The 19633-nt window shown below is 47.3% G+C and carries 20 protein-coding genes and 1 pseudogene; 12 read left to right on the forward strand and 9 right to left on the reverse strand.

The features are described from left to right. The first annotated feature begins 127 nt into the window (after positions 1-127). From ACUYLD_RS07620 to ACUYLD_RS07660, 9 genes are all read left to right on the forward strand, one after another. The gene (locus ACUYLD_RS07620; protein ID WP_069289809.1) at positions 128-1000 is read left to right on the forward strand and encodes a 3-hydroxyacyl-CoA dehydrogenase family protein; all 873 of its coding nucleotides are present in this window, start codon (positions 128-130) and stop codon (positions 998-1000) included. Then, positions 997-2193 carry an acetate/propionate family kinase gene (locus ACUYLD_RS07625; RefSeq protein WP_013310675.1) on the forward strand — a complete coding sequence of 399 codons (1197 nt, stop codon included), beginning with the start codon at positions 997-999 and terminating at the stop codon, positions 2191-2193. Before ACUYLD_RS07620 ends, ACUYLD_RS07625 begins: the two co-directional genes overlap by 4 nt. 132 nt (positions 2194-2325) lie before the next feature. Beyond that, positions 2326-3621 (forward strand): asparagine--tRNA ligase, encoded by a 1296-nt coding sequence (gene asnS, locus ACUYLD_RS07630; protein ID WP_446674708.1) that lies wholly within the window; start codon positions 2326-2328, stop codon positions 3619-3621. Positions 3622-3624: 3 nt separating this feature from the next. Next, a complete protein-coding gene (locus ACUYLD_RS07635) occupies positions 3625-4353 on the forward strand; it encodes a DnaD domain protein (protein ID WP_446674709.1) in 729 nt (242 codons plus the stop codon). Positions 4354-4407: 54 nt separating this feature from the next. Continuing rightward, positions 4408-5043 (forward strand): RNA polymerase sigma factor, encoded by a 636-nt coding sequence (locus ACUYLD_RS07640; protein ID WP_069289807.1) that lies wholly within the window; start codon positions 4408-4410, stop codon positions 5041-5043. Beyond that, positions 5040-5510 (forward strand): hypothetical protein, encoded by a 471-nt coding sequence (locus ACUYLD_RS07645; RefSeq protein ID WP_061829178.1) that lies wholly within the window; start codon positions 5040-5042, stop codon positions 5508-5510. The genes ACUYLD_RS07640 and ACUYLD_RS07645 overlap by 4 nt, the downstream gene beginning before the upstream one ends. 94 nt (positions 5511-5604) lie before the next feature. After that, entirely contained in the window at positions 5605-6873 is a 1269-nt protein-coding gene (locus tag ACUYLD_RS07650) for a multi-tm2 domain protein (protein WP_322159815.1), read from the forward strand. A 1-nt stretch (position 6874) separates the two neighbouring features. After that, on the forward strand, positions 6875-7657 hold the full coding sequence (locus tag ACUYLD_RS07655; protein WP_069289805.1) for a hypothetical protein: 783 nt from the start codon (positions 6875-6877) through the stop codon (positions 7655-7657). 164 nt (positions 7658-7821) lie between these two features. Further along, the gene (locus ACUYLD_RS07660) at positions 7822-8433 is read left to right on the forward strand and encodes a flavin reductase family protein (RefSeq protein ID WP_061829175.1); all 612 of its coding nucleotides are present in this window, start codon (positions 7822-7824) and stop codon (positions 8431-8433) included. A gap of 138 nt (positions 8434-8571) precedes the next feature. Here the strand turns inward: ACUYLD_RS07660 and ACUYLD_RS07665 are convergent, their stop codons facing one another. The 8 genes from ACUYLD_RS07665 to ACUYLD_RS07700 all read right to left on the reverse strand — a co-directional run bounded on the left by ACUYLD_RS07665 (position 8572) and on the right by ACUYLD_RS07700 (position 16459). Beyond that, positions 8572-8922, reverse strand: a complete 351-nt coding sequence (locus ACUYLD_RS07665; RefSeq protein ID WP_446674710.1) for a nuclear transport factor 2 family protein — start codon at positions 8920-8922, stop codon at positions 8572-8574. Positions 8923-9080: 158 nt separating this feature from the next. After that, on the reverse strand, positions 9081-9737 hold the full coding sequence (locus ACUYLD_RS07670; protein WP_446674711.1) for a methylthioribulose 1-phosphate dehydratase: 657 nt from the start codon (positions 9735-9737) through the stop codon (positions 9081-9083). Continuing rightward, the gene (locus ACUYLD_RS07675) at positions 9738-10415 is read right to left on the reverse strand and encodes a 2-hydroxy-3-keto-5-methylthiopentenyl-1-phosphate phosphatase (RefSeq protein ID WP_446674712.1); all 678 of its coding nucleotides are present in this window, start codon (positions 10413-10415) and stop codon (positions 9738-9740) included. It abuts the gene before it with no gap. After that, positions 10412-11623 (reverse strand): 2,3-diketo-5-methylthiopentyl-1-phosphate enolase, encoded by a 1212-nt coding sequence (locus tag ACUYLD_RS07680; RefSeq protein WP_446674713.1) that lies wholly within the window; start codon positions 11621-11623, stop codon positions 10412-10414. Before ACUYLD_RS07680 ends, ACUYLD_RS07675 begins: the two co-directional genes overlap by 4 nt. Continuing rightward, positions 11620-12486, reverse strand: coding sequence for a pyrroline-5-carboxylate reductase (proC, locus tag ACUYLD_RS07685; RefSeq protein ID WP_165177165.1), 867 nt, complete (start codon positions 12484-12486; stop codon positions 11620-11622). The genes ACUYLD_RS07680 and proC overlap by 4 nt, the downstream gene beginning before the upstream one ends. A gap of 39 nt (positions 12487-12525) precedes the next feature. Next, on the reverse strand, positions 12526-13818 hold the full coding sequence (locus tag ACUYLD_RS07690; protein ID WP_446674714.1) for a glutamate-5-semialdehyde dehydrogenase: 1293 nt from the start codon (positions 13816-13818) through the stop codon (positions 12526-12528). A gap of 12 nt (positions 13819-13830) precedes the next feature. After that, positions 13831-15036, reverse strand: a complete 1206-nt coding sequence (proB, locus tag ACUYLD_RS07695) for a glutamate 5-kinase (protein WP_069289799.1) — start codon at positions 15034-15036, stop codon at positions 13831-13833. A gap of 241 nt (positions 15037-15277) precedes the next feature. Then, a complete protein-coding gene (locus ACUYLD_RS07700) occupies positions 15278-16459 on the reverse strand; it encodes an aminotransferase class I/II-fold pyridoxal phosphate-dependent enzyme (protein WP_446674715.1) in 1182 nt (393 codons plus the stop codon). A gap of 176 nt (positions 16460-16635) precedes the next feature. Here ACUYLD_RS07700 and ACUYLD_RS07705 point away from each other — a divergent pair, with 176 nt between their 5' ends. The 3 genes and pseudogenes from ACUYLD_RS07705 (at position 16636) to ACUYLD_RS07715 (ending at position 18306) form a co-directional block, all read left to right on the forward strand. Next, positions 16636-17454, forward strand: a complete 819-nt coding sequence (locus ACUYLD_RS07705; protein ID WP_446674716.1) for a carbon-nitrogen family hydrolase — start codon at positions 16636-16638, stop codon at positions 17452-17454. A 22-nt stretch (positions 17455-17476) separates the two neighbouring features. Continuing rightward, a pseudogene (locus ACUYLD_RS07710) lies at positions 17477-17881 on the forward strand (XRE family transcriptional regulator); the annotation flags it as partial. Between the two features lie 284 nt (positions 17882-18165). Next, positions 18166-18306, forward strand: coding sequence for a hypothetical protein (locus ACUYLD_RS07715; protein ID WP_023989112.1), 141 nt, complete (start codon positions 18166-18168; stop codon positions 18304-18306). 338 nt (positions 18307-18644) lie between these two features. On the opposite strand, the gene ACUYLD_RS07720 is transcribed toward ACUYLD_RS07715, so the two are convergent. Then, complete coding sequence (locus ACUYLD_RS07720; RefSeq protein WP_165177151.1) at positions 18645-19562, reverse strand: LysR family transcriptional regulator; 918 nt, start codon at positions 19560-19562, stop codon at positions 18645-18647. Positions 19563-19633 lie beyond the last annotated feature (71 nt).

A 19633-nucleotide genomic window follows, 5' to 3' on the forward strand; every position in this document is an offset into this window, starting at 1 on the left:
CTGGTTATTTTTTTTTACTTTTAGTCCGTGCTAAGATATTATTATCTATTGGGACATAAACATGTATTTTTCGACAAAGAAGGATACAATATATGAGAGTGACCAGGAAAGGGTGGAGTAAAGAATCATGCAATTTAAAAAAATCGGCGTCATCGGCGGCGGCACCATGGGACAGGGGATTTCTGAAATGCTCGCGTCCAAAGGAATCGATGTGCTGCTGGTAGAGCAGACACCAGAGAAACTAGACTACGCCTACAATATGATTGAAACGAGTCTGGACAAACAACTGGAAAAGTGGGCAATTACTCAAGCTGAGAAAAAATTGATCTTATCCCGTATTCAAAAAGTAATCCATTTGGCGGAGCTCGGCAGCTGCGATATGGTCATTGAGACTATTACAGAGAATCTGGACGAGAAGAAAGCAGTGTTCCAAGAGCTAGACTATGTGTGTCCAAGCAATATTATTCTTGCAAGTAATACATCCACGCTGAGCCTGACCGAGCTTGCTAGCTCGACCAAGTATCCTGAGCGTGTTATTGGTATGCACTTTATTTATCCAGTATCCCGTATTGATCTTGTAGAAATTATTCGTGGTTTGAAAACTTCGGACGATACATTTGAACACACTAAAATGTTCGTGGAAGAAATAGTGGAGAAAAAAGGAGTCATGATTTATGAATCTCCTGGATTCGTAACAAGCCGGATTATCTGTCTGCTGATTAACGAAGCGGCCCATGTACTTCAAGAGGGCGTGGCTTCCGCTGAAGATATCGATGACGCTATGCGAATCGGCTATAGCTTCCAAAGCGGTCCTTTGGAAATGGCTGACCGCTTTGGTCTAGATTCCGTTTTGGCTGCTCTGGAGCGTATGTTCCGTGAATTCGGCGAATTGAAATATCGTCCGTCCATCGTACTGAAGAAAATGGTGCGTGCAGGTAATCTGGGCGTGAAATCGGGCGAAGGCTTCTTTAAGTACGACAAGGATGGTGACCGGATATGAAAATTCTCGTAATCAATGCAGGGAGTTCTTCCCTGAAATACCAATTGTATGATATGACGGACGAGTCCGTTCTGGCAAAAGGATTGGTAGAGCGCATCGGTATGGATTCCTCCATTCTTACGCATAAGCCAACCAATAAAGAAGAATACACCGAAGTTAGCGAAATTTTGGAACATACTACAGCCATCCGTAAAGTGCTAAACGCACTCACAGATGCTGAACATGGTGTAATCTCCAGTACTAGTGAAATTCAGGCTGTGGGCCACCGTGTGGTTCATGGAGGCGAAATCTTCAAACAGTCTGCAGTTGTAACGCCTGAAGCGAAGAGTGAAATCCGCCGCTTGTTTGACCTGGCACCACTGCATAACCCTGCTTCCATGATGGGGATTAAAGCGGCTGAATTGAATATGCCAGATGTACCGCAGGTTGTGGTATTTGATACCTCGTTCCATCAAACCATGCCTGAAAAAGCTTATATGTACGCCATTCCAAGAGTGTTGTACAATAAGTATAAGGTTCGTCGTTACGGTGCCCATGGCACTTCCCATGATTTTGTAAGTAAGGAAGCCGCCAAATTCCTTGGTCGTCCTTTGGAAGACCTGAAGATTATCACTTGTCATATCGGTAATGGTGGTAGTGTAACAGCAGTTCAAGGCGGTTTGTCTGTTGATACTTCCATGGGTATGACTCCACTGGAAGGTCTTATGATGGGTACTCGTAGTGGTGATTTGGACCCAGCAATCGTACCTTATGTCATGAACAAAGAAGAATTGACTGTCAATGAAGTCAATTCCATGCTGAACAAGCATAGTGGACTTTTAGCTATTTCCGGTATCAGCAGTGACATGCGTGAAATCACAGAAGGTATGGAAAAAGGCGAAGCTAATTCTACATTGGCATTCGAAATGTATGAATACCGTCTGCGCAAATACATTGGATCGTATGCTGCCGCAATGAACGGGGTAGACGTAATTGCATTTACAGCAGGTGTAGGCGAGAACTCCATCGTTCTGCGTAAGAGAGTGTTGGAGCAATTGACATTCCTCGGTATCGAGCTGGATGAATCGTTGAATGCTATTCGTTCTGGCGAGCCTCGCCGGATTACAACTGCAAATTCAAAGGTTGAAGTACTGATCATTCCAACGAACGAAGAACTGGTTATTGCCCGTGACACGTTCCGTCTGGTTCAGTAGTTCGGTTCGAAAGTATAAACTTTATGCATGCGGACTTACGTTTGAGTTCCGCATGCACCAAACAGCGAGAGCAAACAGCCTGACCCAGGGGGAAGGGCTGTTTGATTTTCGGTTAAGAGGAGAGAGACGGTCATGACGAATAAAAGTACGATTGCCCAAGTGGGCCGCCATGTAGGGGAAAAGGTTACAATCGGCGCTTGGGTAAACAATAAACGATCTAGTGGTAAAATTCAGTTCCTGCAACTGCGCGATGGTAGCGGGTATATTCAAGGGGTTATCGTGAAAAGCGAAGTGTCGGAGGATATTTGGAATGACGCCAAATCCTTGACTCAAGAGAGCTCCCTTTACGTTACTGGAGTGGTGCGTGAAGAACCGCGTAGCCAATCGGGCTTTGAATTAACGGTTACAGGCATTGAAATTATTCATTTGACCGAAAACTACCCGATTACACCCAAAGAGCATGGTGTAGATTTCCTGATGGATCATCGTCACTTGTGGCTGCGTTCCGCCAAGCAACGTGCTGTTCTGATCGTACGGGCTGAAATTATCCGTGCGGTACAGGAATTCTTTAACGGCAACGGCTTTACGAAGGTGGACCCACCCATTTTGACTCCTTCCTCTGCAGAAGGCACAACAGAATTGTTCCACATTAAATATTTTGATGAAGATGCGTATTTGACACAAAGCGGGCAGTTGTATATGGAAGCCGCGGCAATGGCGCTGGGCAAAGTATATTCCTTTGGTCCAACTTTCCGTGCGGAAAAGTCTAAAACACGTCGTCACCTGATTGAGTTCTGGATGATCGAGCCTGAGATGGCTTTTGTGGATCATGAAGAATCCTTGCGCGTTCAGGAGCAGTTTGTAAGTCATATCGTGCAATCTGTTCTGAAAAATTGTGCGAAGGAGCTTGAAACAATCGGACGCGATGTTTCGAAGCTGGAGCAAATTCAAGGCGAATTCCCACGTATTACGTATGATGAGGTGATTGCCTTCCTTCAAGGTGAAGGTTTCGATATCCCATGGGGAGAAGACTTTGGTGCTCCTCATGAAACGGCGATTGCTGAAAGATATAACAAGCCTGTGTTCATTACACATTGGCCGACTCACATTAAGGCATTCTATATGAAACCCGACCCGACCCGTCCAGAGGTTGTTTTGTGTGCCGATATGATCGCTCCTGAAGGCTACGGCGAAATTATCGGGGGTTCCCAACGGATTGATGATCCAGCATTGATGGAAGAACGTTTTAACGAGCATAACTTGGCTCGTGAAGCCTACCAATGGTATATGGATCTGCGCACCTATGGTACCGTTCCGCATTCCGGCTTTGGACTGGGCCTGGAGCGTACAGTAGCATGGATTTGTGGACTCGATCATGTACGTGAAACGATCCCGTTCCCACGTATGCTGTATCGTTTGTATCCGTAACCGATGACCGGATCATTCGACAAGACATCAGCGGCAGAATGGGCGGAGGGAGTAGCCTTTGCTATGGAAGCCGGAATGGTCCAGATTCCCTACGCCCTGCTCAAGCATTATCGGACACTTCGGCTGACGGATGGTGAAATGCTGCTACTGATGCAGTTGCTTGCCTTTAAACAAGCGGAACGTAATGAATTTCCGACATGGGAACAATTGCAGTCACGTATTGGATGCACTGCGAACGAAATCGCACTCTATTTCAGTAAGCTCATGAAAGAAGGATTTTTGAGAATCGATTCCGTGGAAGACCGCACCTCATCCGTACAATTCGAACGTTACAATTTGACGGGGCTGTACCGTAAGTTGGCAGAATGTATGATCGCTGAGCGTAATGAGCAGCACGATGAAGATGACATTTTGTTTGCCGGAAAGCCGGATTTACTGAATGGAATATCAGAATCCCCGCTTACAGAAGAACGAAATTTGTTCACGATTTTTGAGAAAGAATTCGGGCGCCCATTGTCACCGATGGAATACGAGACGATCACCAGCTGGGTGGATCAGGATCGGTATCCCGAGGAGCTGATTTTGCTGGCTTTGAAGGAAGCGGTATTTGCAGGGAAAGTACATTTCCGGTATATAGACCGTATTTTGCTGGAGTGGAGCCGAAACCGTGTTCGTAATGCACAGGATGCCAAAGAATACGCCCAGCGATTCCGTGGTGGTGGACGCAATTGATATATCGGTCTAAATAGGCTTTAATGATAGAGGACATACCATTCCGTCAGGAGGGTGTGTCCTTTTTTAAATATTTTTTTCGAAATATGCAGGGGAAGGAAATTTCCTGGCGTCTATAGTATTGGGAAGGGGGAGAGCGTCATTGATATAGAGAGAATCATTGAACGAATACGGTCCGGTGACCGGCAGGCGTTCCGTGAGATCGTAGAGCTGTACAGCAAGCATGTATTTCATATCGCCTATTCGGTACTGCATGACAGCAAGGAAGCCGAAGATGCCGCGCAGGAGGCGTTCGTTCAGGTGTACAAGTCTCTCCCCCAGTACCGGAACGAAGGATTTAAAACGTGGCTGAGCCGAATTGCGCTCCACAAAGCGCTGGATATTAAGCGCAAACAGGACAGACGACCCGCAGAGCTTATAGACGTGGCACAATCCCTTGTACAGCTCCCTTCCCGGGATGAGGATGTGCTGGCCCGTCTCATCCGCGAGGAGCAAACTGTAGAACTATCGCAAAAAATTGCCCAGTTGCCCCAGCAACATCGGGATATTATTCAAGCCTATTATATGCAGGGCAAAACTTACGATCAAATTGCAGAAGAGACACAGGTAGCTTTAAAAACAGTAGAGTCGAGACTCTATCGGGCGCGGCTATGGATTCGAAATCACTGGAAGGAGGAGGAATGGCAATGACTGACCAACAAGATAAACCGTGGATTGAAGGGAAATCGAATGACTGGCATGCTTACATTGCAGGAACTTGCACGATAGAAGAATCTGCCCGGCTGGAAAAGCTACTGCTGGAAGACGAACAGGCGCTGATGTTATATCTTGTTGCACTGGAGCAACTGGAGTCAACTTTAAAAGATTATTCTGCCTGGATGGATACGGAGCGCTTCACAGATCAGGTAATGGCCGTTCTTCCCGAGATAGAAGCTGAACCGAGTCAAGTTATGTTCAAAAAACGCCGCTGGTTTGAAAAACCTGTGTTTCATTATGTTGTCGCCGCAAGCCTAACGTTGATCTTGTTGTCCAGTGGAGCCTTTGACAAAATGATGCCGCAAACAGACGGAAAGCCGATTCCTCCAAAAGAACGCGTTTCTTACAGTGAAGAGGTCATGCGAGCTACAACAACCTGGCTCGATAAATTAAAGCCCTAAATCATCGGATAAAGGCTGAGATGAAAAACTCAAAAATAACAACCTTCAATTGGGAACTTTATCAAAATCCCATAAATAGAAAGGAAGTGTAGCGATGCCTTATACGGAAAGAAGCAAGCTCTTGGCATTTCTATTGAACATTATTCCCGGTGTGGGACACTATTATTGGACACGAAAAGCCAATGTGTTTGTATACACCATTTTGTTTTTCGGATGTCTGGCAGGAGGATTATTTCTTGCATTCGTAGTAAGAGACGAATCGCCTTTATTATTCGGTATGTTTGTTGCCGCCCTTTTTTGGGGACTCAGCATGCTACATATCATGATTAGCTTGTTGCGTTATGATCCTCGTGCAGTCGCTGCTCCATACCCCCCTCATGCAGGGCTCAATCCATATGATTTTTACTCGCAAAATGGACCTTATGGACAGGCTGGTTTAACAGGGGAGGTACCGGAGGGGGCAACACACACAGATACGGATGTACCGGGAGCAGGAATGGGATATGGCCCGGGCTATAATAACCATTATCAACAAGGACACTATGGTCTGGCAGGATCACCTGCTTTTCAAAGAGGATCGGAGAATGAACGCTTTTTTACGATTTTGCTGTCGTTCATTCCTGGATTGGGACACCTTCATTTGGGGCTAATGCAGCGTGGTTTGTCTTTTTTACTGTCCTTCTTTGGCTTTGGTGCGATTCTTATCTTTATTACTAGCATTACTAACGAATCCGGATTTTTGGCCTTTGCGGGCGTGTTGCCGATTATTTGGCTGTATTGCATGTTTGATGCGGTGCAGCATGTACATCGCAAACAAGCTGGAGAAATTCTTCAGGACCGGACTTTGTTTGAGGAACTGGAGCATGGAAGAATCGAGGGACGTCGAAGTAAAATGCTGGCTACCATTTTATCCGTATTTCCCGGTGCCGGACATATGTATATAGGTTTGCAAAAGCGTGGACTCCAACTCATGCTTTTGTTTTTAGGAGGCATCTATGTACTGGATGTGCTGCATCTTTCACTCTTTTTATTCTTGCTTCCGGTGGTTTGGTTTTACAGTTTTTTTGATGCATTGCAGCAAGTAAGCCGTTATGGACGGGAGCCGCTGATCGACAAACCTGTGATCGGTATGTTTGCACAATATCACCGCTGGGTAGGCTTGGGATTACTATTGCTGGGCGCCTATTACATCTTAATCAACGTACTAGTTCCTACTCTGGATCGTCTATTTCCAAACGGAGAGATTTATAATTTGGTTGACATGTATCTACGGACGATTATCGTGTCCTTATTGTTGATCGGCGGTGGTATTTGGATGATGATTGGGAATTCCAAATCTAAACGAGTAAAGGAGAAGCAATAGAATGGATACTGAATTTTCAAAGAGTGAGGCTCCCTTAAAGGGAGTCCATCATCCTCATAGCGATGGAGGAGGTGCCACAGGTATATTGGGTACATCATCTAACAAAAATAGCTCCTCTAAAGCGTCAAACACTCCGGCAGGGGTGTGGAAAGTTGGAAGGCTGTCAATGGGACTTTTCCTTGTCCTGCTGGGGGGCGTAACGTTTGCCTCCAAGTTTTGGGGAGCGGGCATTCTGGACCAGGCGTTAACCTGGTGGCCTGTCGTTTTTGTTTTGCTGGGATTGGAAATTTTAATGTATACTGCTTGGAAAGGGACGCGTGAGCGCATTCGTTATGATTTATTCAGTATGTTTATTACGGCGGTATTGGTTTTTTGCTGTATCGGATTTGCCTTGGTCAGTTCATTGGGGATCACTCCGCAAGTCAGAGAAATAATGAGTTCGGTTCAGGAAACAAGGGTTCTCCCAGACTGGCATGAAAAACTGCCTGCCGAAGTGACCAAGGTGATTGTACAGGGAGAAGATCCTTATGCGGTCAAAATTGACGCAACCACCTCACCGGAGGTGCATGTGTTCGGAAGTTATGTATACACAGGTAAAGAGGATGAAATAAAAGGACAAGATTTATACCAGACCAAGCAAATCGGCGATACATTGTATGTATTACTGGGTCAAATTCCGACACGTTTTATGCAGACTCAGCAGCAGCTTGATGTTACGATTGCTGTACCTGAGGGAATTACGGTTACTGTGCGCGATAGCCGAGGAAATATCATTGAAAAATAGGGAGATCTTCCGGCCCCAACTTTACATTTCGTATCATTCACGCGATACTGAAAGGGAAGCCTGAGATGTCATCCATGTTGCTAGCTAATGGTGTATTTGCTTATCAGGCGAAACTTGATGATGTGCAGTCGAATAGCGATTGTGATCGGAAATGAGGGAGAAAAATGATTTCATTGAATCCTGATACGCTTACAGGGCGTGAAAATTATAAGCTGTTGACCGGAAGTATCATCCCAAGGCCGGTAGCCTTTGTAACGACTTTGAGCAGCGAAGGGGTGCTGAATGGTGCGCCGTTCAGTTATTTTTCCATCGTAGCCTCTGAACCGCCACTGCTGTCTGTATCCGTACAACGTGTCGATGGAGTATCCAAAGATACAGCACGTAATGCGATGGAGCACAAGGCATTTGTCGTACATATCACAGACGAGGACAATGTGGGAGCAGTGAATGTGACGGCTTCCCGTCTGTTGCCGCAGGAGAGTGAGGTTGCACTGGCAGGACTTACCCCGGTCAAAAGTACAAAAATCGAAGTTCCCGGTGTGGCAGAAGCGAAAATACGCATGGAATGTATTCTGGAACAAGTTATACCGTTGGGAGGCAAGGAGGACTCACCTGCCTGTGATCTGTTAATCGGACGCGTAGTGCAGTATCATTTGTCCGAGGAAGCATACCAAAATACGTATGTGATTGCTAAGGAGTTGCGTCCAGTAAGTCGGTTGGCTGGGAACAACTATGCGAAGCTAGGAGAGCAATTCACGCTGGAGCGTCCCCAATAGGGGACGTTTTTTTTACAGCATGCCTAAGATTACATCAGAAGGATTCTTATTCATCACATTTCCTTTAAGAAGGCTATGTTTAATCTGAATATTGATATTATTGTGGTGTTTCGAGAGCCAAGTATTTAAAATGAATTCTTATTTTGTTGGAGTTCCCTGATGAAAAAACATTTGCCATTGACCATCGTTTAGTTTCCAAATTGAACTTCTTAATGACCTATTTCCATCGTCAATCGATTCAGTACAGTATGTTGTATGTACAAATTCTGACGATAACAACTTTATTTTAAAGTTGGTGATCATAAATGGTATGTAGTTCAAAGGAGCTCTATTATTTAAAAAAATTAATTGCAATGATTTGTTGTATTTTTTACCTGAAGAACCATATTCAATATAATCATTAGCTAATAGCTTTTCAAAATCTTCTTTTCGATAATGCATTAACTGCTTTTCTAAATTCAATATAATCTCTTGTAATTCTTTACTCACTTTATCACCTCAGCTAAGATTTTATGTCACCACTAGGATAGGAAACTTTTTTGATAAAAAAAGAGAACGTTCCTGTGCTATTGCTTAGGCTCCGTTCTCGATATTCAATGGCCACTTTTACAAATAATGATAAGCATCTTTGATATTTATGAGTTTATTTACTTCAAAGTTTTCAGTAGCAGGGAGCGATAGGTCGTTTCAAACAAAAATTCAAACGCCTCCAAATGCTTTTTAGCCTCAAATACATCACGGCCCCACGCATAAATGCCGTGGTTACGCAATAAAATTCCAGGCACCTGATCATTTAGCACACCGGGCACCAGCTTGGCAATCGAGGCAATATCTGTGTAATTAGGCAGCACAGGAATATCAATCGCAGCATTTTCGTCCCAAATGTTAAAAGCCTTGATCAGCTCAATACCTTGGATAGGTACAGCGCCTTGCTCACCGTAATATTCGGAAATCAGATTATTAAACACGGTATGCACATGAAAAACGGCTCCGCAGCCTGTCAGGCGGTAAATTTCGCAATGGATAAGCGTCTCTGCGCTTGGCTTGAGGTTTGTCGCTTCTGCCGCTTTTCCGTACTGGTCTACGAACAGAAAATCTTCTGGAGTACGCTTGGTTTTATCCTTACCGCTGGCGGTGACTGCAAAATAAAATTGTTCGGGATGAAAGTCACCGATTCGGATCGACAAATTGCCGCTCGTGCCTGGGAACCAGTTGCGAGATGCGAATAGTTCTTTGACATCAGCGAGTTCTTCCAGTGCGCGGCGTTTTTCTTCCAAAGAAATGTCTGCCATGTTAAAACTCATTTACAGCACCCCTTGCTCCTGTTTTTGCTTTAAATCCTCGATAATGTCATCAAATGTTTCAAAGGATACATGTGGTACGCCAAGCTCTTGACACTTTAAAGTCAGATGCGAACGGGAGTACACAAGATCGGCAATTTTGGCTCCTTCAAAATCGGTCAGGCTGTCGCCGATCAAAATCCGTTCGTATTGTTCGGAAGGATATTGACGAATCACAGTCGTTTTACACATGCCACAATCATTTGTACACGGTTCCTCACATGGATGCGGCCACGTAATCTGGATGCGCTCCCCGGAAAAATCCGCTCCGTTGCAATAGACGTGGTCGTGTGGAATGTCAAAGGGTTTTAGCAATGGATCAATAAAAAAATCAATGCCGCCACTGGTGACGAAAAATTGAATCTGCTGCTCTCGTACATAGTCCAAAAAGCGTGCAAAGCCCTCGCGTATACCAGCTTGTCCAAGTACATATGAGATAATTTCGTCCTTTTGCTCCGAAGGCATCAGGGCGAACATCGCACCTACGCCTTCACGAATGGATGTATGCCCATTTACGATTTGATGCATGATGGGCTCACAGCCTGTAGGCTGAAAATGCCTCATGATGGCGACAATATTGTCGCTGTTCGTAATTGTCCCGTCAAAATCGCAAAAAATGACGGGCTTTTTTGCTATGCTCATCGTTCGCCTCCCCATGTGTCGAGCGCAGATTGCAGCTCGGGGTGAATACGGGCGTATTCTGCCAGCGGGGCATTCTGCTGAACCGCTTCAATCGCCTGCACAAAGGCGCGCCCACCAGCTTCTGTACCCAGCGGATGTCCGTGAATGCCACCCCCAGCGTTGACCACGACGTCGGTACCAAAGTCACGTACAATGAGCGGCACGAGGCCCGGGTGAATCCCTGCGGAAGGGACAGGCATGCTGGCCTTCAGCGGTAGATCAGGGTTGATCAGCTCATCGCGGATCGCCATGTTTTCGTCACGCGGCATCGTCACTGAGCCGTAGGGAGAAGGGAAGAGCACGAGGTCAGCGCCAGCCAGCCGCATAAGCTGACCGAGTAGGACGGAGGCCGAAATACCATAATGCGGCGATGGATAAGCAGCACCCGCTAACGAAGGATGGGCTGCAATCGGCACCGAGACGGCGGGATCGCTGCTAAGTTCATGCAGCACATCGTAACCGTAGGCCAACACGTTAAACAGTAACGCGTTGGCACCCGCATCAATGGCCGTGAGAGCTTGCGTCTTAAGCTGCGAGGTCGGCCCCGTTAAATTAGCGGCATACAGCAGCTTTTTACCGGTTTCACGCTCAGCCGCTTCGGCGGCTTTGATGCAGGCTTCGACACGTTTTTCAATCGGCGTCAGCGCGTTTTCAAATAAGATCTCGTCGTCCTTGATCAGATCAACACCACCGAGAGCCTGCCGGGTAAACTGTTCACGAAGTTCGTCCAAATTGAGGCCAATTACAGATTTGAAAATGCTCATGAGCAGGGGGCGATCATAAACGCCAAGCTGCTCGCGCAAGCCGCTGATACCGAATTTCGGTCCTGGAAAAGCAGAGCGGAATGCTTCCGAGAAACCCAGCTTCGTTAGCTTAATTCGGCCATCCATCGAAATTTTGCCGAAGACCGTGACCAGCAGAGCGGGAATGTCTCGGCTGAAGTTGACATCCGGGTAAGCGATGGTCAGGTCCGCGTACCGTTCACCGGGACCTCCATCGTGAATATCCACAGAATGAACCGAGCCAAGATGCTTTTGCATCGCGTCCCGTTTGGCTTGCGGGAGCTCAGTCCAGCTGCCCACCGTCATGCCGATGGCAATAGATTGGGCCTTTTGGTTAAAATCGGCTTTGTCATCGTATACCCGGTAGGTCGCCAAGCAATAGCTCATTCAATTCCCTCCTTGAGTACAGCTCCCATCTCGCGGGATCGTTCAGCGCACCGCTGCACCGCCGCAATCACCGTTTCGTAGAAGTCACCTTTGTCCAGCATTTCCAATGCAGCTACCGTAGAGCCATTAGGAGACATAATTTTGTGGCGAAGGGCAGAAGGCTCCTCTCCGGTTTGCTGCACCATACGTGCCGCTCCAAGCGCGGTTTGCACCGTTAGTTCGTGCGCTTGCTCAGGGGTCAAGCCACCACGGATTCCTCCGGCAATCATGGCTTCCATCAGGTAGTAGACATACGCAGGGCCGCTTCCAGATATTCCGGTCAAAACATCCATTTTCTCTTCTTCTATAACCGTTACCGTACCTACAGATTCGAACATTGTAAGCACGTTTTTACGCTGGATTTCGCTGATCTCCTTGGAAAAGCTAATACCTGTGGCTCCCAGCCCAATTGAGCTGGATGTATTGGGCATCGTCCGTGCGATCGGCTGCTTGCGACCCAGCAACGTTTGCATCGTACGAATAGACAATCCGGCGATTACCGAAATGATCAGCTGCTCATCAGACAGAAGTGGGCCGAGCTGTCCAAGTGCTTGTGCAGCATCCTTGGGCTTCATGGCAAGCACTATGACCGGAGAACGACGCAGAAGCTCGGTTTTGGCGGCATCCTCGGTTTGGAACAAGACTCCATATTGCTTTTGAAGTTCCTCAAGGCGAGCCTGATTACTGCGGTTGATAACGGTAATACCACTAGGTTTGACAACAGAACGAGCCGTCATTCCGCGAATAATAGCCTCTGCCATTGATCCTGCCCCGAAAAATGTAATTTGCTCATTAATTAAAACCTTTGTCTGTGATTCACACATAGATTCATAACCTCCAAGGATACAGATTGATTTAAGTTATTATTCCCTGATTTGTCCAGTACCGTACACGCGATATTTGGTTGAAGTCAAGGCAGGCAATCCCATTGGACCCCGGGCATGTAATTTTTGTGTGCTAATTCCGATCTCTGCACCAAACCCAAATTCGAAGCCATCCGTGAAGCGAGTGGATGCATTGTGGTACACGGCTGCCGCGTCCACTTCTTGCAGAAAACGCTCGACATTGGCTTTATCCTCGGTGACAATACACTCTGAATGCATCGTACCGTAACGGGCAATATGCTCCAGTACTTCGTCCAGATTGTCCACGACCTTTACGTTCATAATGTAATCATTATACTCGGTGCCATAATCCTCTTCTGTAGCAGGAACAGCCCAAGGAGCCAATTCTCGTGTGCGTGCACAGCCGCGTAGCTCAACCCCCGCATCACGAAAGCGTTCTGCCAATCCTGTTAAATGTGCTTTTGCATAATCCGAGTGTACGAGCAATGTTTCCATCGAGTTACACACGGACGGTCTTTGCACCTTGGCATTCAGTGTAATCGCTTCGGCCATTGCGGTATCCGCTGTAGCGTCCAAAAAGGTATGGCATACACCAGCTCCGGTTTCGATGACAGGTACGGTAGCGTTCTGAACGACATTTTGAATGAGTGAACGCCCGCCGCGTGGAATAATTACATCCAGCAAGCCGTTCAAGGTAAGCATTTCGTTGACCGAGGCACGGTCTGAATCTTCAATAAGTTGAAGCGCCTCGCGTGGCACAGCTGTTGCGTCTAGTGCCTGCTGGAGTACTTCGATAATCTTGCGGTTGGAGAAGAGGGCGGCCGAACCACCGCGTAGCACAACCGGATTGCCTGTTTTCAAGCACAGGCCCGCGGCATCCACGGTTACATTTGGACGCGCTTCATATATGATGCCGATGACACCCAGCGGTACACGTATCTTCTCAATTCGCAGGCCGTTTGGACGTTCAATTTGCTCAAGGGTGTCGCCGACCGGGTCAGGCAGTGCCACAATTTGGCGTAATCCTTCGGCAATAGCTCCGATTCGGTCCTCGGTCAGCTTGAGGCGGTCGAGCAGTGATTCCGATGTTCCCTGTTCCCGTCCACGTTTCAGGTCATTATGGTTTGCTGCAATCAGCTCTTCAGTATGATTTACTAGAGCTTCAGCCATAGCAAGCAATGCTTCGTTTTTCTGTGCTGTAGTCAGGCGGTTCATGACCCCGGCACTTTTTTTAGCAAGATTCGCTTTGGTTCGTACTTCGCTAAACTGATTCTCCTCGGTTGCAGCTGTGTTAGTCGTTAAATCACTCATGTTACGGCCTCCCTACATACATAATGTAATCCATTCATCCCTGTGGATCACCTCAAGCCGGTGAATGGGACCAATTTTGCCCACAACCTCGCCGCTGGGTAATCCTTGTACATTTCGGAGCTGTTCATCGTCATAATTGACGATGCCGCGTCCTAACACTTTATTTTCCGGTCCGAGCACCTCAACGACATCTCCGGCATGAAAGCTGCCCTCGACACGTCGTACGCCAACCGGAAGTAGACTGTGTCCTCCGTGAACCAACGCTTCCTCAGCCCCTTCATCTACATGCACCGCGCCCAGAGGGGTGGACATAAATCCAAGCCACTGTTTTTTCATCGGAAGTGAAGAGAGGTGGGTGTCAAAATAAGTTCCCGGTCCGTGTCCTTCGACGGCTGCGTCTAGATCACCATTCGCGCTTACGCGTCCCACATATACAGGTACACCGCCGCGTGTAGCGACTTTGGCAGCTTCGATCTTGGATCGCATGCCGCCAGTACCTACAGACGATCCAGAACCTCCAGCTAATGCATAAATCTCCTCTGTAATTTCTTCGATACGTTCAAAACGTACGGCATTCGGATGTTTGCGCGGATCTGCCGTATATACGCCATCGGTGTCCGTAATGATAATCAGATGCTGAGCTTTGACCAGATTGGCAACCAGCGCAGACAGCATATCGTTATCGCCGAATTTCAATTCGTCAATCGATACAGTATCATTTTCGTTAAAGATCGGGATAACCTGCTGACGCAGCAATTCTTCTACGGTCATTCCGGCATTATTCATCCGTTTGCGGCTCAAAAAGTCACTACGGGTTAGCAGAACCTGCGCGATCACTAGGTCAAAATCTTTAAAAGCCTGCTCATAGGCCTGCATGAGAAGAGCTTGGCCAACAGCTGCTGCCGCCTGCTTTTCATGCAGTAGCTTAGGGCGAAACGGGTACCCAATCTCCCTGAATCCGGCGGCTACTGCGCCTGATGTAACCAGCAGCACTTCATGACCTTTTGCACGAAGCAAGCTGATTTCCCGGGCAAAATAAGCAATGGCTTCCCGATTCAAGCCACCTTCCACTCCAGTCAGAGAGCTGCTTCCGATTTTAATGACGATTCGTGTTGACAAGACGTCCACTTCCTTAATTTTACTCTTTTTAATGCAAAAAAACTTCCATCCTTTGTATGCAAAGGACGAAAGTTTGTGCTTCCGCGGTACCACCTTCATTGATGATTCATGATCATCCCACTTGAAACCTGTTAACGGCAGGGACCGCCTGATTGCGCAGGGCGCTCGGGGATAGGAGTTGGGAGAGAGTCCAGGTAAATTCTTGCAGCCTATCGGAATTTACTCTCTGAACAGGACCGAGTCTCTCTTAATAGTCCCTTCAACGCGCTAAATGATATTGGATACAGAATACCACGAAAAGACCAGGTTTGGCAAAGAAGTTGTAGCTGGAAAATACGGCTTAACCAAACAGGTTTAGCTTGCCAATTCGATCAGCCGCCTCGGTCAGTCGAGCTTCTGAGCTCAGCAGCCCCGCTCGCACATATCCTTCGCCGCCGCTTCCGAAGCCGATCCCTGGAGCGACAGCCACCTTGGCTTCCCGCAACAGCAGATCGGCAAAAGAAGCCGAAGTATAGCCCTGCGGCACAGGCAGCCAACTGAAAAAGGAGCCGCTTGGGCGCGTCGCCTTCCAGCCTATTTGCCCAAGTGCATCATAAAAAGCGTTACGGCGTGATTCATAGCGGGCTACCAGCTCGCCTACGCAGTTCTGCGAGGCCGTCAGGGCTGTCGCCGCTGCTGCCTGAATGCCGCCAAACAAGCTTACATAAATATGATCCTGTAGCAGATTAATCATCGAGATGATTTCGGCATTACCGAGCGCGAAACCAACACGCCAGCCCGCCATATTGTACGTTTTGGACAAGGTATAGAACTCAATTCCCACGTCTTTAGCACCCTCTGCCTGGAGGAAGCTCACCGGACGTTCGCCATCAAATCCAATAGCGCCATAGGCGAAATCACTGGCAACCACAATACCGTTACGTTGCGTGAATTCAACCGTATCCTCGTAAAAAGAAAGTGGAGCCGTTGCCGAGGTTGGATTATTCGGATAGTTAAGGAACATTAACTTGGCGCGGCGGCGGCGTTCCTCGGAAATGGCTTCATAATCGGGCAGAAAACGGTTCTCTTCCTTTAATGGGAGAAAAGACATTTCCGCTTTAGCCAAGGCTACGCCAGACCAGTAGTCCGGGTAGCCGGGATCAGGGACGAGGCACACATCGCCGGGATTGAGTAAGACTTGCGGCAGCTGGACCAAACCCGTTTTTCCGCCAAACAGGATGGCGACCTCGGTTTCAGGGTTGAGCGTCACACCGTAATCCTCCTGATAGCGCTGGGCAACGGCTTCCTTGAGAAAGCTGTAACCGCGAAATGGCGAATATTTATGATACAGCGGGTTATCCGCTGATTCCTGCAAAGCTTTTACAATATGAGAAGGAGTGGGGGTGTCCGGGTTCCCTTGTCCGAGATTAATGACATCATGTCCCGCCGCAATTTCACGGTTTACATTTTGTACAAGTGTGGCAAAAAATTGAGTAGGTAACTGTTTCATGACGTCAGCGGAGGGAATAGAAAAATGAGTCATCAATACACACGACCTTTTGGAATAGTTTAAGAAATAATCTATCACGATTTTACCGAGTTGTATAGGGGGAATTAAGCTTGCATAGTTGCGTAATCCAGACTGATCGGGCTATGATGGGGGAAAATACCGGATAATGGGTCGCGGGAAGCTCCGGCTCACAAGGAGGATGAAGGATTTTGACGTATCAGGAAGCTCAGCCGTTCAGTGTTGCACTCATACAAGCTCATATAGAGATAGGAAATCCCCCGGAAAACCGCAGTCATATCCGAGCTTTAATGGAACAAGCGATGAAAACCGAACTGAAGCCGGATCTGATTGTCCTGCCGGAAATGTGGAATACGGGCTATGCTTTGGATCGCATTCATGAGCTGGCGGACAAGGAAGGGACGGAGACTCGGGCATGGATAGCAGCGTTCGCAGCCACCCATCAAGTGAACGTAGTAGCTGGGTCGATCGCAGAGAAAAAAAGCGACGGTCATGTGTATAATACGATGCTCGTTTTTGACCGAACAGGCAGAGAGGTTGCTTCGTATTCCAAAATTCATCTATTCCGACTTATGGATGAAGAAAAATATTTGCAGCCTGGCGAAGAAAAAGTTTTATTCGCACTGGATGGCGGTATTCAGGCAGGTGCGTCAATCTGCTATGATATCCGTTTTCCTGAACTAGCCCGAAGTTTGGCCTTGTCGGGCGCAAATTTGCTGATCGTACCCGCGGAATGGCCTCATCCCCGGCTTCATCACTGGCGTACCTTGCTGACCGCACGTGCTATAGAAAATCAGATGTATGTCATTGCTTGTAACCGGGTAGGTCGTAGCGGAGAAACTGATTTCTTCGGGCATTCGCTCATAATTGATCCATGGGGAGAAATCATTGCCGAGGGTGGAGAGCAGGAGGAGATTCTCACAGGAACAATTGAGTCTGTCTTGGTGCAGGACGTGCGTGGTCGTATTCCGGTGTTTGAAGATCGGCGTCCCTCACTGTATGACCGATAATCAGTACAGAAAGGAATACTCCATGCTTAAGGAACGCATTGATTTTTTGTGTAAAAAGAAAAACTTGTCCCGTAAAGAGCTGGTAGACGGGCTGGTGACACCCGCACATTTTGCGAATATACTGGCTGACCGATACCCGTTGGCAGAGGATCTGGCCGAGCAAATTGCTGGGCGTTTAGGTGTAAACCCATCCTATCTCTTGCGTGCAGCGGCAGAGGATGAGGAGACGCTGGCTACAGCGGATAAGATTCTCACAGAGCTGTCCAAGCTGGCTAATCCTGCCACGGAAAGCTATGTGGATCAGCTGGAGGATCGCAACGATTCGCTTGTGGTGGAAATGACGACTTATTTGATGAAGGCCGTATATTACCAGCAATTAAATGACCCAACGGCCTATGAATATTTACATCAGACAAAATTAAGCTTCAGTTAAAGCTGAGTGTAACGAAAAACAAGGCGATACATTTAATGTAACCACGCAAAAGGATGTTTTTTCTTCCCAACTATCCAAACTGCAGCAGGGAAGTATTATAGAGGTCATTTATTCACCTCAAGATCCTTCAAAATTAGTCTTTAAAACACAAGTGAGTGAAGCCGAGGTACAGCAAGCATTTGGTTTTTCTCGATAATAAAAAAGTTTTCCGATACCTGTTTCAGATACAGCCCATAGGTGTATTATAATAGTATCCCGACACCAGGAGGTTGATAACGATGGATAACCAAAGTAGATCCGAACTGGCGAATAGGGATGGCCTGTCACGGCCGAGAGGCTTAAATAGACAGGTTGTCGGAAACAATTATGAAATGGGCTATGATCAGGATAAAAGTCCACCAGATTTAGGGAGACCCTGATCACAAAAAGGCGAGGACAGGCACTTTGGGATCACACAGCACATTGGAACTGAGGTAGGACACTCTTGGGAGACCAAGGCTAGAGACCTTAAGGAAAGAAGTGATGCGAGATGGATAAAGTGGAGTTTCCGAGCAAGCGTAAAGTAATCAGGCGAGGCTGACATGAAATTCAAATGAACATGAAATGTGGTTCGTTGAAGACAGATGGAAGCAACATCCAACAGTGTAATCGAACCCGTAAAGTAAATGAAGTATTGAAAGTATAGGGGTGAAGCCCCGGGACCGCCTTCTTCTCTGGCTTTGGCTAGGGAGGAAGACGGTCCTTTTCACATTGGAAGCTACTTTTGAGAAAGTTGCTCGACCGTTTCTCGGAAGGTATCAATAAAGGCTTCGGCAGCTTTAGACAAATAACGTCCGTTTCGGTAAGCAATGGCCAGGGTACGGCTAGGGGTAGGTTCGGCGAGTGGCAATAATGCTGGAACGAACTCGCTGCTGGCGGCCCGGGCGATAAAACGGGGGACGAGTGTCACTCCCATACCTGTCGCTACGAGCGATTGGAGCGTCTCCATATTAGTGCTCTCAAACACCACATTGGGTTCAAAGCCCGCTTGATGACACAGATCCATCGTTAGCTTGCGAAAACCTTGCCCTTTTTTCAGCACGACAAAAGGCTCATCTTTCAGTTCTTCCATATGCACAGGCTGCGGATGGCCTCCGTTTTTACGCAGGGCTAGGGGGTGACCCGGAGGAACGGCAAGATCAATCCACTCTTCACCGATGGGCACATAGGAAAGTGTAGGTTCAACTAATGGAAGAGATAGCAGGCTGAGATCTGTATCCCCACTGGCAGTTTTTTTCTCCAGATTCATGGATGAATCCTCGACTAACACGATTTCAATGTCCGGATGAGCCTTCTTGAATACAGGCAGCACATGCGGCAGCAAATGAGAACCTGTGATAGGCATACTGCCAACCACAACCTTCCCTTTTCGCAGTTGAGAAATGTCGTCCATTTCCTGCCGGAGCTGCTCGACTGCATCGACTATTTTTTTTGCCTTTTCTACAAAGCTTGCTCCTGCATGTGTTAATTCCACCGTGCTGGTGTTGCGTTGAAATAAAAGTACCCCAAGTTCTTTTTCCAGTTTGGATAATTGTTGGCTCAAAGAGGGCTGAGCAATATGCAGTTTTTCTGCTGCGCGTGAGAAGTTTTTTTCCGCTGCAATTTGCAGGGTGTACTGAAGCTGTCTGAATTCCATCGAATTTTGCGCCCCTTGTCTTATAAGCTTTACCTATTACATCATAGACTGATTATACAATAATAAAATGA

It is taken from the genome of Paenibacillus sp. SER-28 (assembly GCF_052906305.1).

Bases quoted from the DNA above. Each gene is read 5' to 3' on its own strand.
- proC (WP_165177165.1), bottom strand. From the start codon at position 12,486: ATGTGTGAATCACAGACAAAGGTTTTAATTAATGAGCAAATTACATTT.
- ACUYLD_RS07715 (WP_023989112.1), top strand. From the start codon at position 18,166: ATGGATAACCAAAGTAGATCCGAACTGGCGAATAGGGATGGCCTGTCA.
- ACUYLD_RS07660 (WP_061829175.1), top strand. From the start codon at position 7,822: ATGATTTCATTGAATCCTGATACGCTTACAGGGCGTGAAAATTATAAG.
- ACUYLD_RS07650 (WP_322159815.1), top strand. From the start codon at position 5,605: ATGCCTTATACGGAAAGAAGCAAGCTCTTGGCATTTCTATTGAACATT.
- proB (WP_069289799.1), bottom strand. From the start codon at position 15,036: ATGAAGGTGGTACCGCGGAAGCACAAACTTTCGTCCTTTGCATACAAA.
- ACUYLD_RS07680 (WP_446674713.1), bottom strand. From the start codon at position 11,623: ATGAGCTATTGCTTGGCGACCTACCGGGTATACGATGACAAAGCCGAT.
- ACUYLD_RS07635 (WP_446674709.1), top strand. From the start codon at position 3,625: ATGACCGGATCATTCGACAAGACATCAGCGGCAGAATGGGCGGAGGGA.
- ACUYLD_RS07720 (WP_165177151.1), bottom strand. From the start codon at position 19,562: ATGGAATTCAGACAGCTTCAGTACACCCTGCAAATTGCAGCGGAAAAA.
- ACUYLD_RS07700 (WP_446674715.1), bottom strand. From the start codon at position 16,459: ATGACTCATTTTTCTATTCCCTCCGCTGACGTCATGAAACAGTTACCT.
- ACUYLD_RS07690 (WP_446674714.1), bottom strand. From the start codon at position 13,818: ATGAGTGATTTAACGACTAACACAGCTGCAACCGAGGAGAATCAGTTT.
- ACUYLD_RS07625 (WP_013310675.1), top strand. From the start codon at position 997: ATGAAAATTCTCGTAATCAATGCAGGGAGTTCTTCCCTGAAATACCAA.
- ACUYLD_RS07620 (WP_069289809.1), top strand. From the start codon at position 128: ATGCAATTTAAAAAAATCGGCGTCATCGGCGGCGGCACCATGGGACAG.
- ACUYLD_RS07675 (WP_446674712.1), bottom strand. From the start codon at position 10,415: ATGAGCATAGCAAAAAAGCCCGTCATTTTTTGCGATTTTGACGGGACA.
- asnS (WP_446674708.1), top strand. From the start codon at position 2,326: ATGACGAATAAAAGTACGATTGCCCAAGTGGGCCGCCATGTAGGGGAA.
- ACUYLD_RS07655 (WP_069289805.1), top strand. From the start codon at position 6,875: ATGGATACTGAATTTTCAAAGAGTGAGGCTCCCTTAAAGGGAGTCCAT.
- ACUYLD_RS07670 (WP_446674711.1), bottom strand. From the start codon at position 9,737: ATGAGTTTTAACATGGCAGACATTTCTTTGGAAGAAAAACGCCGCGCA.
- ACUYLD_RS07645 (WP_061829178.1), top strand. From the start codon at position 5,040: ATGACTGACCAACAAGATAAACCGTGGATTGAAGGGAAATCGAATGAC.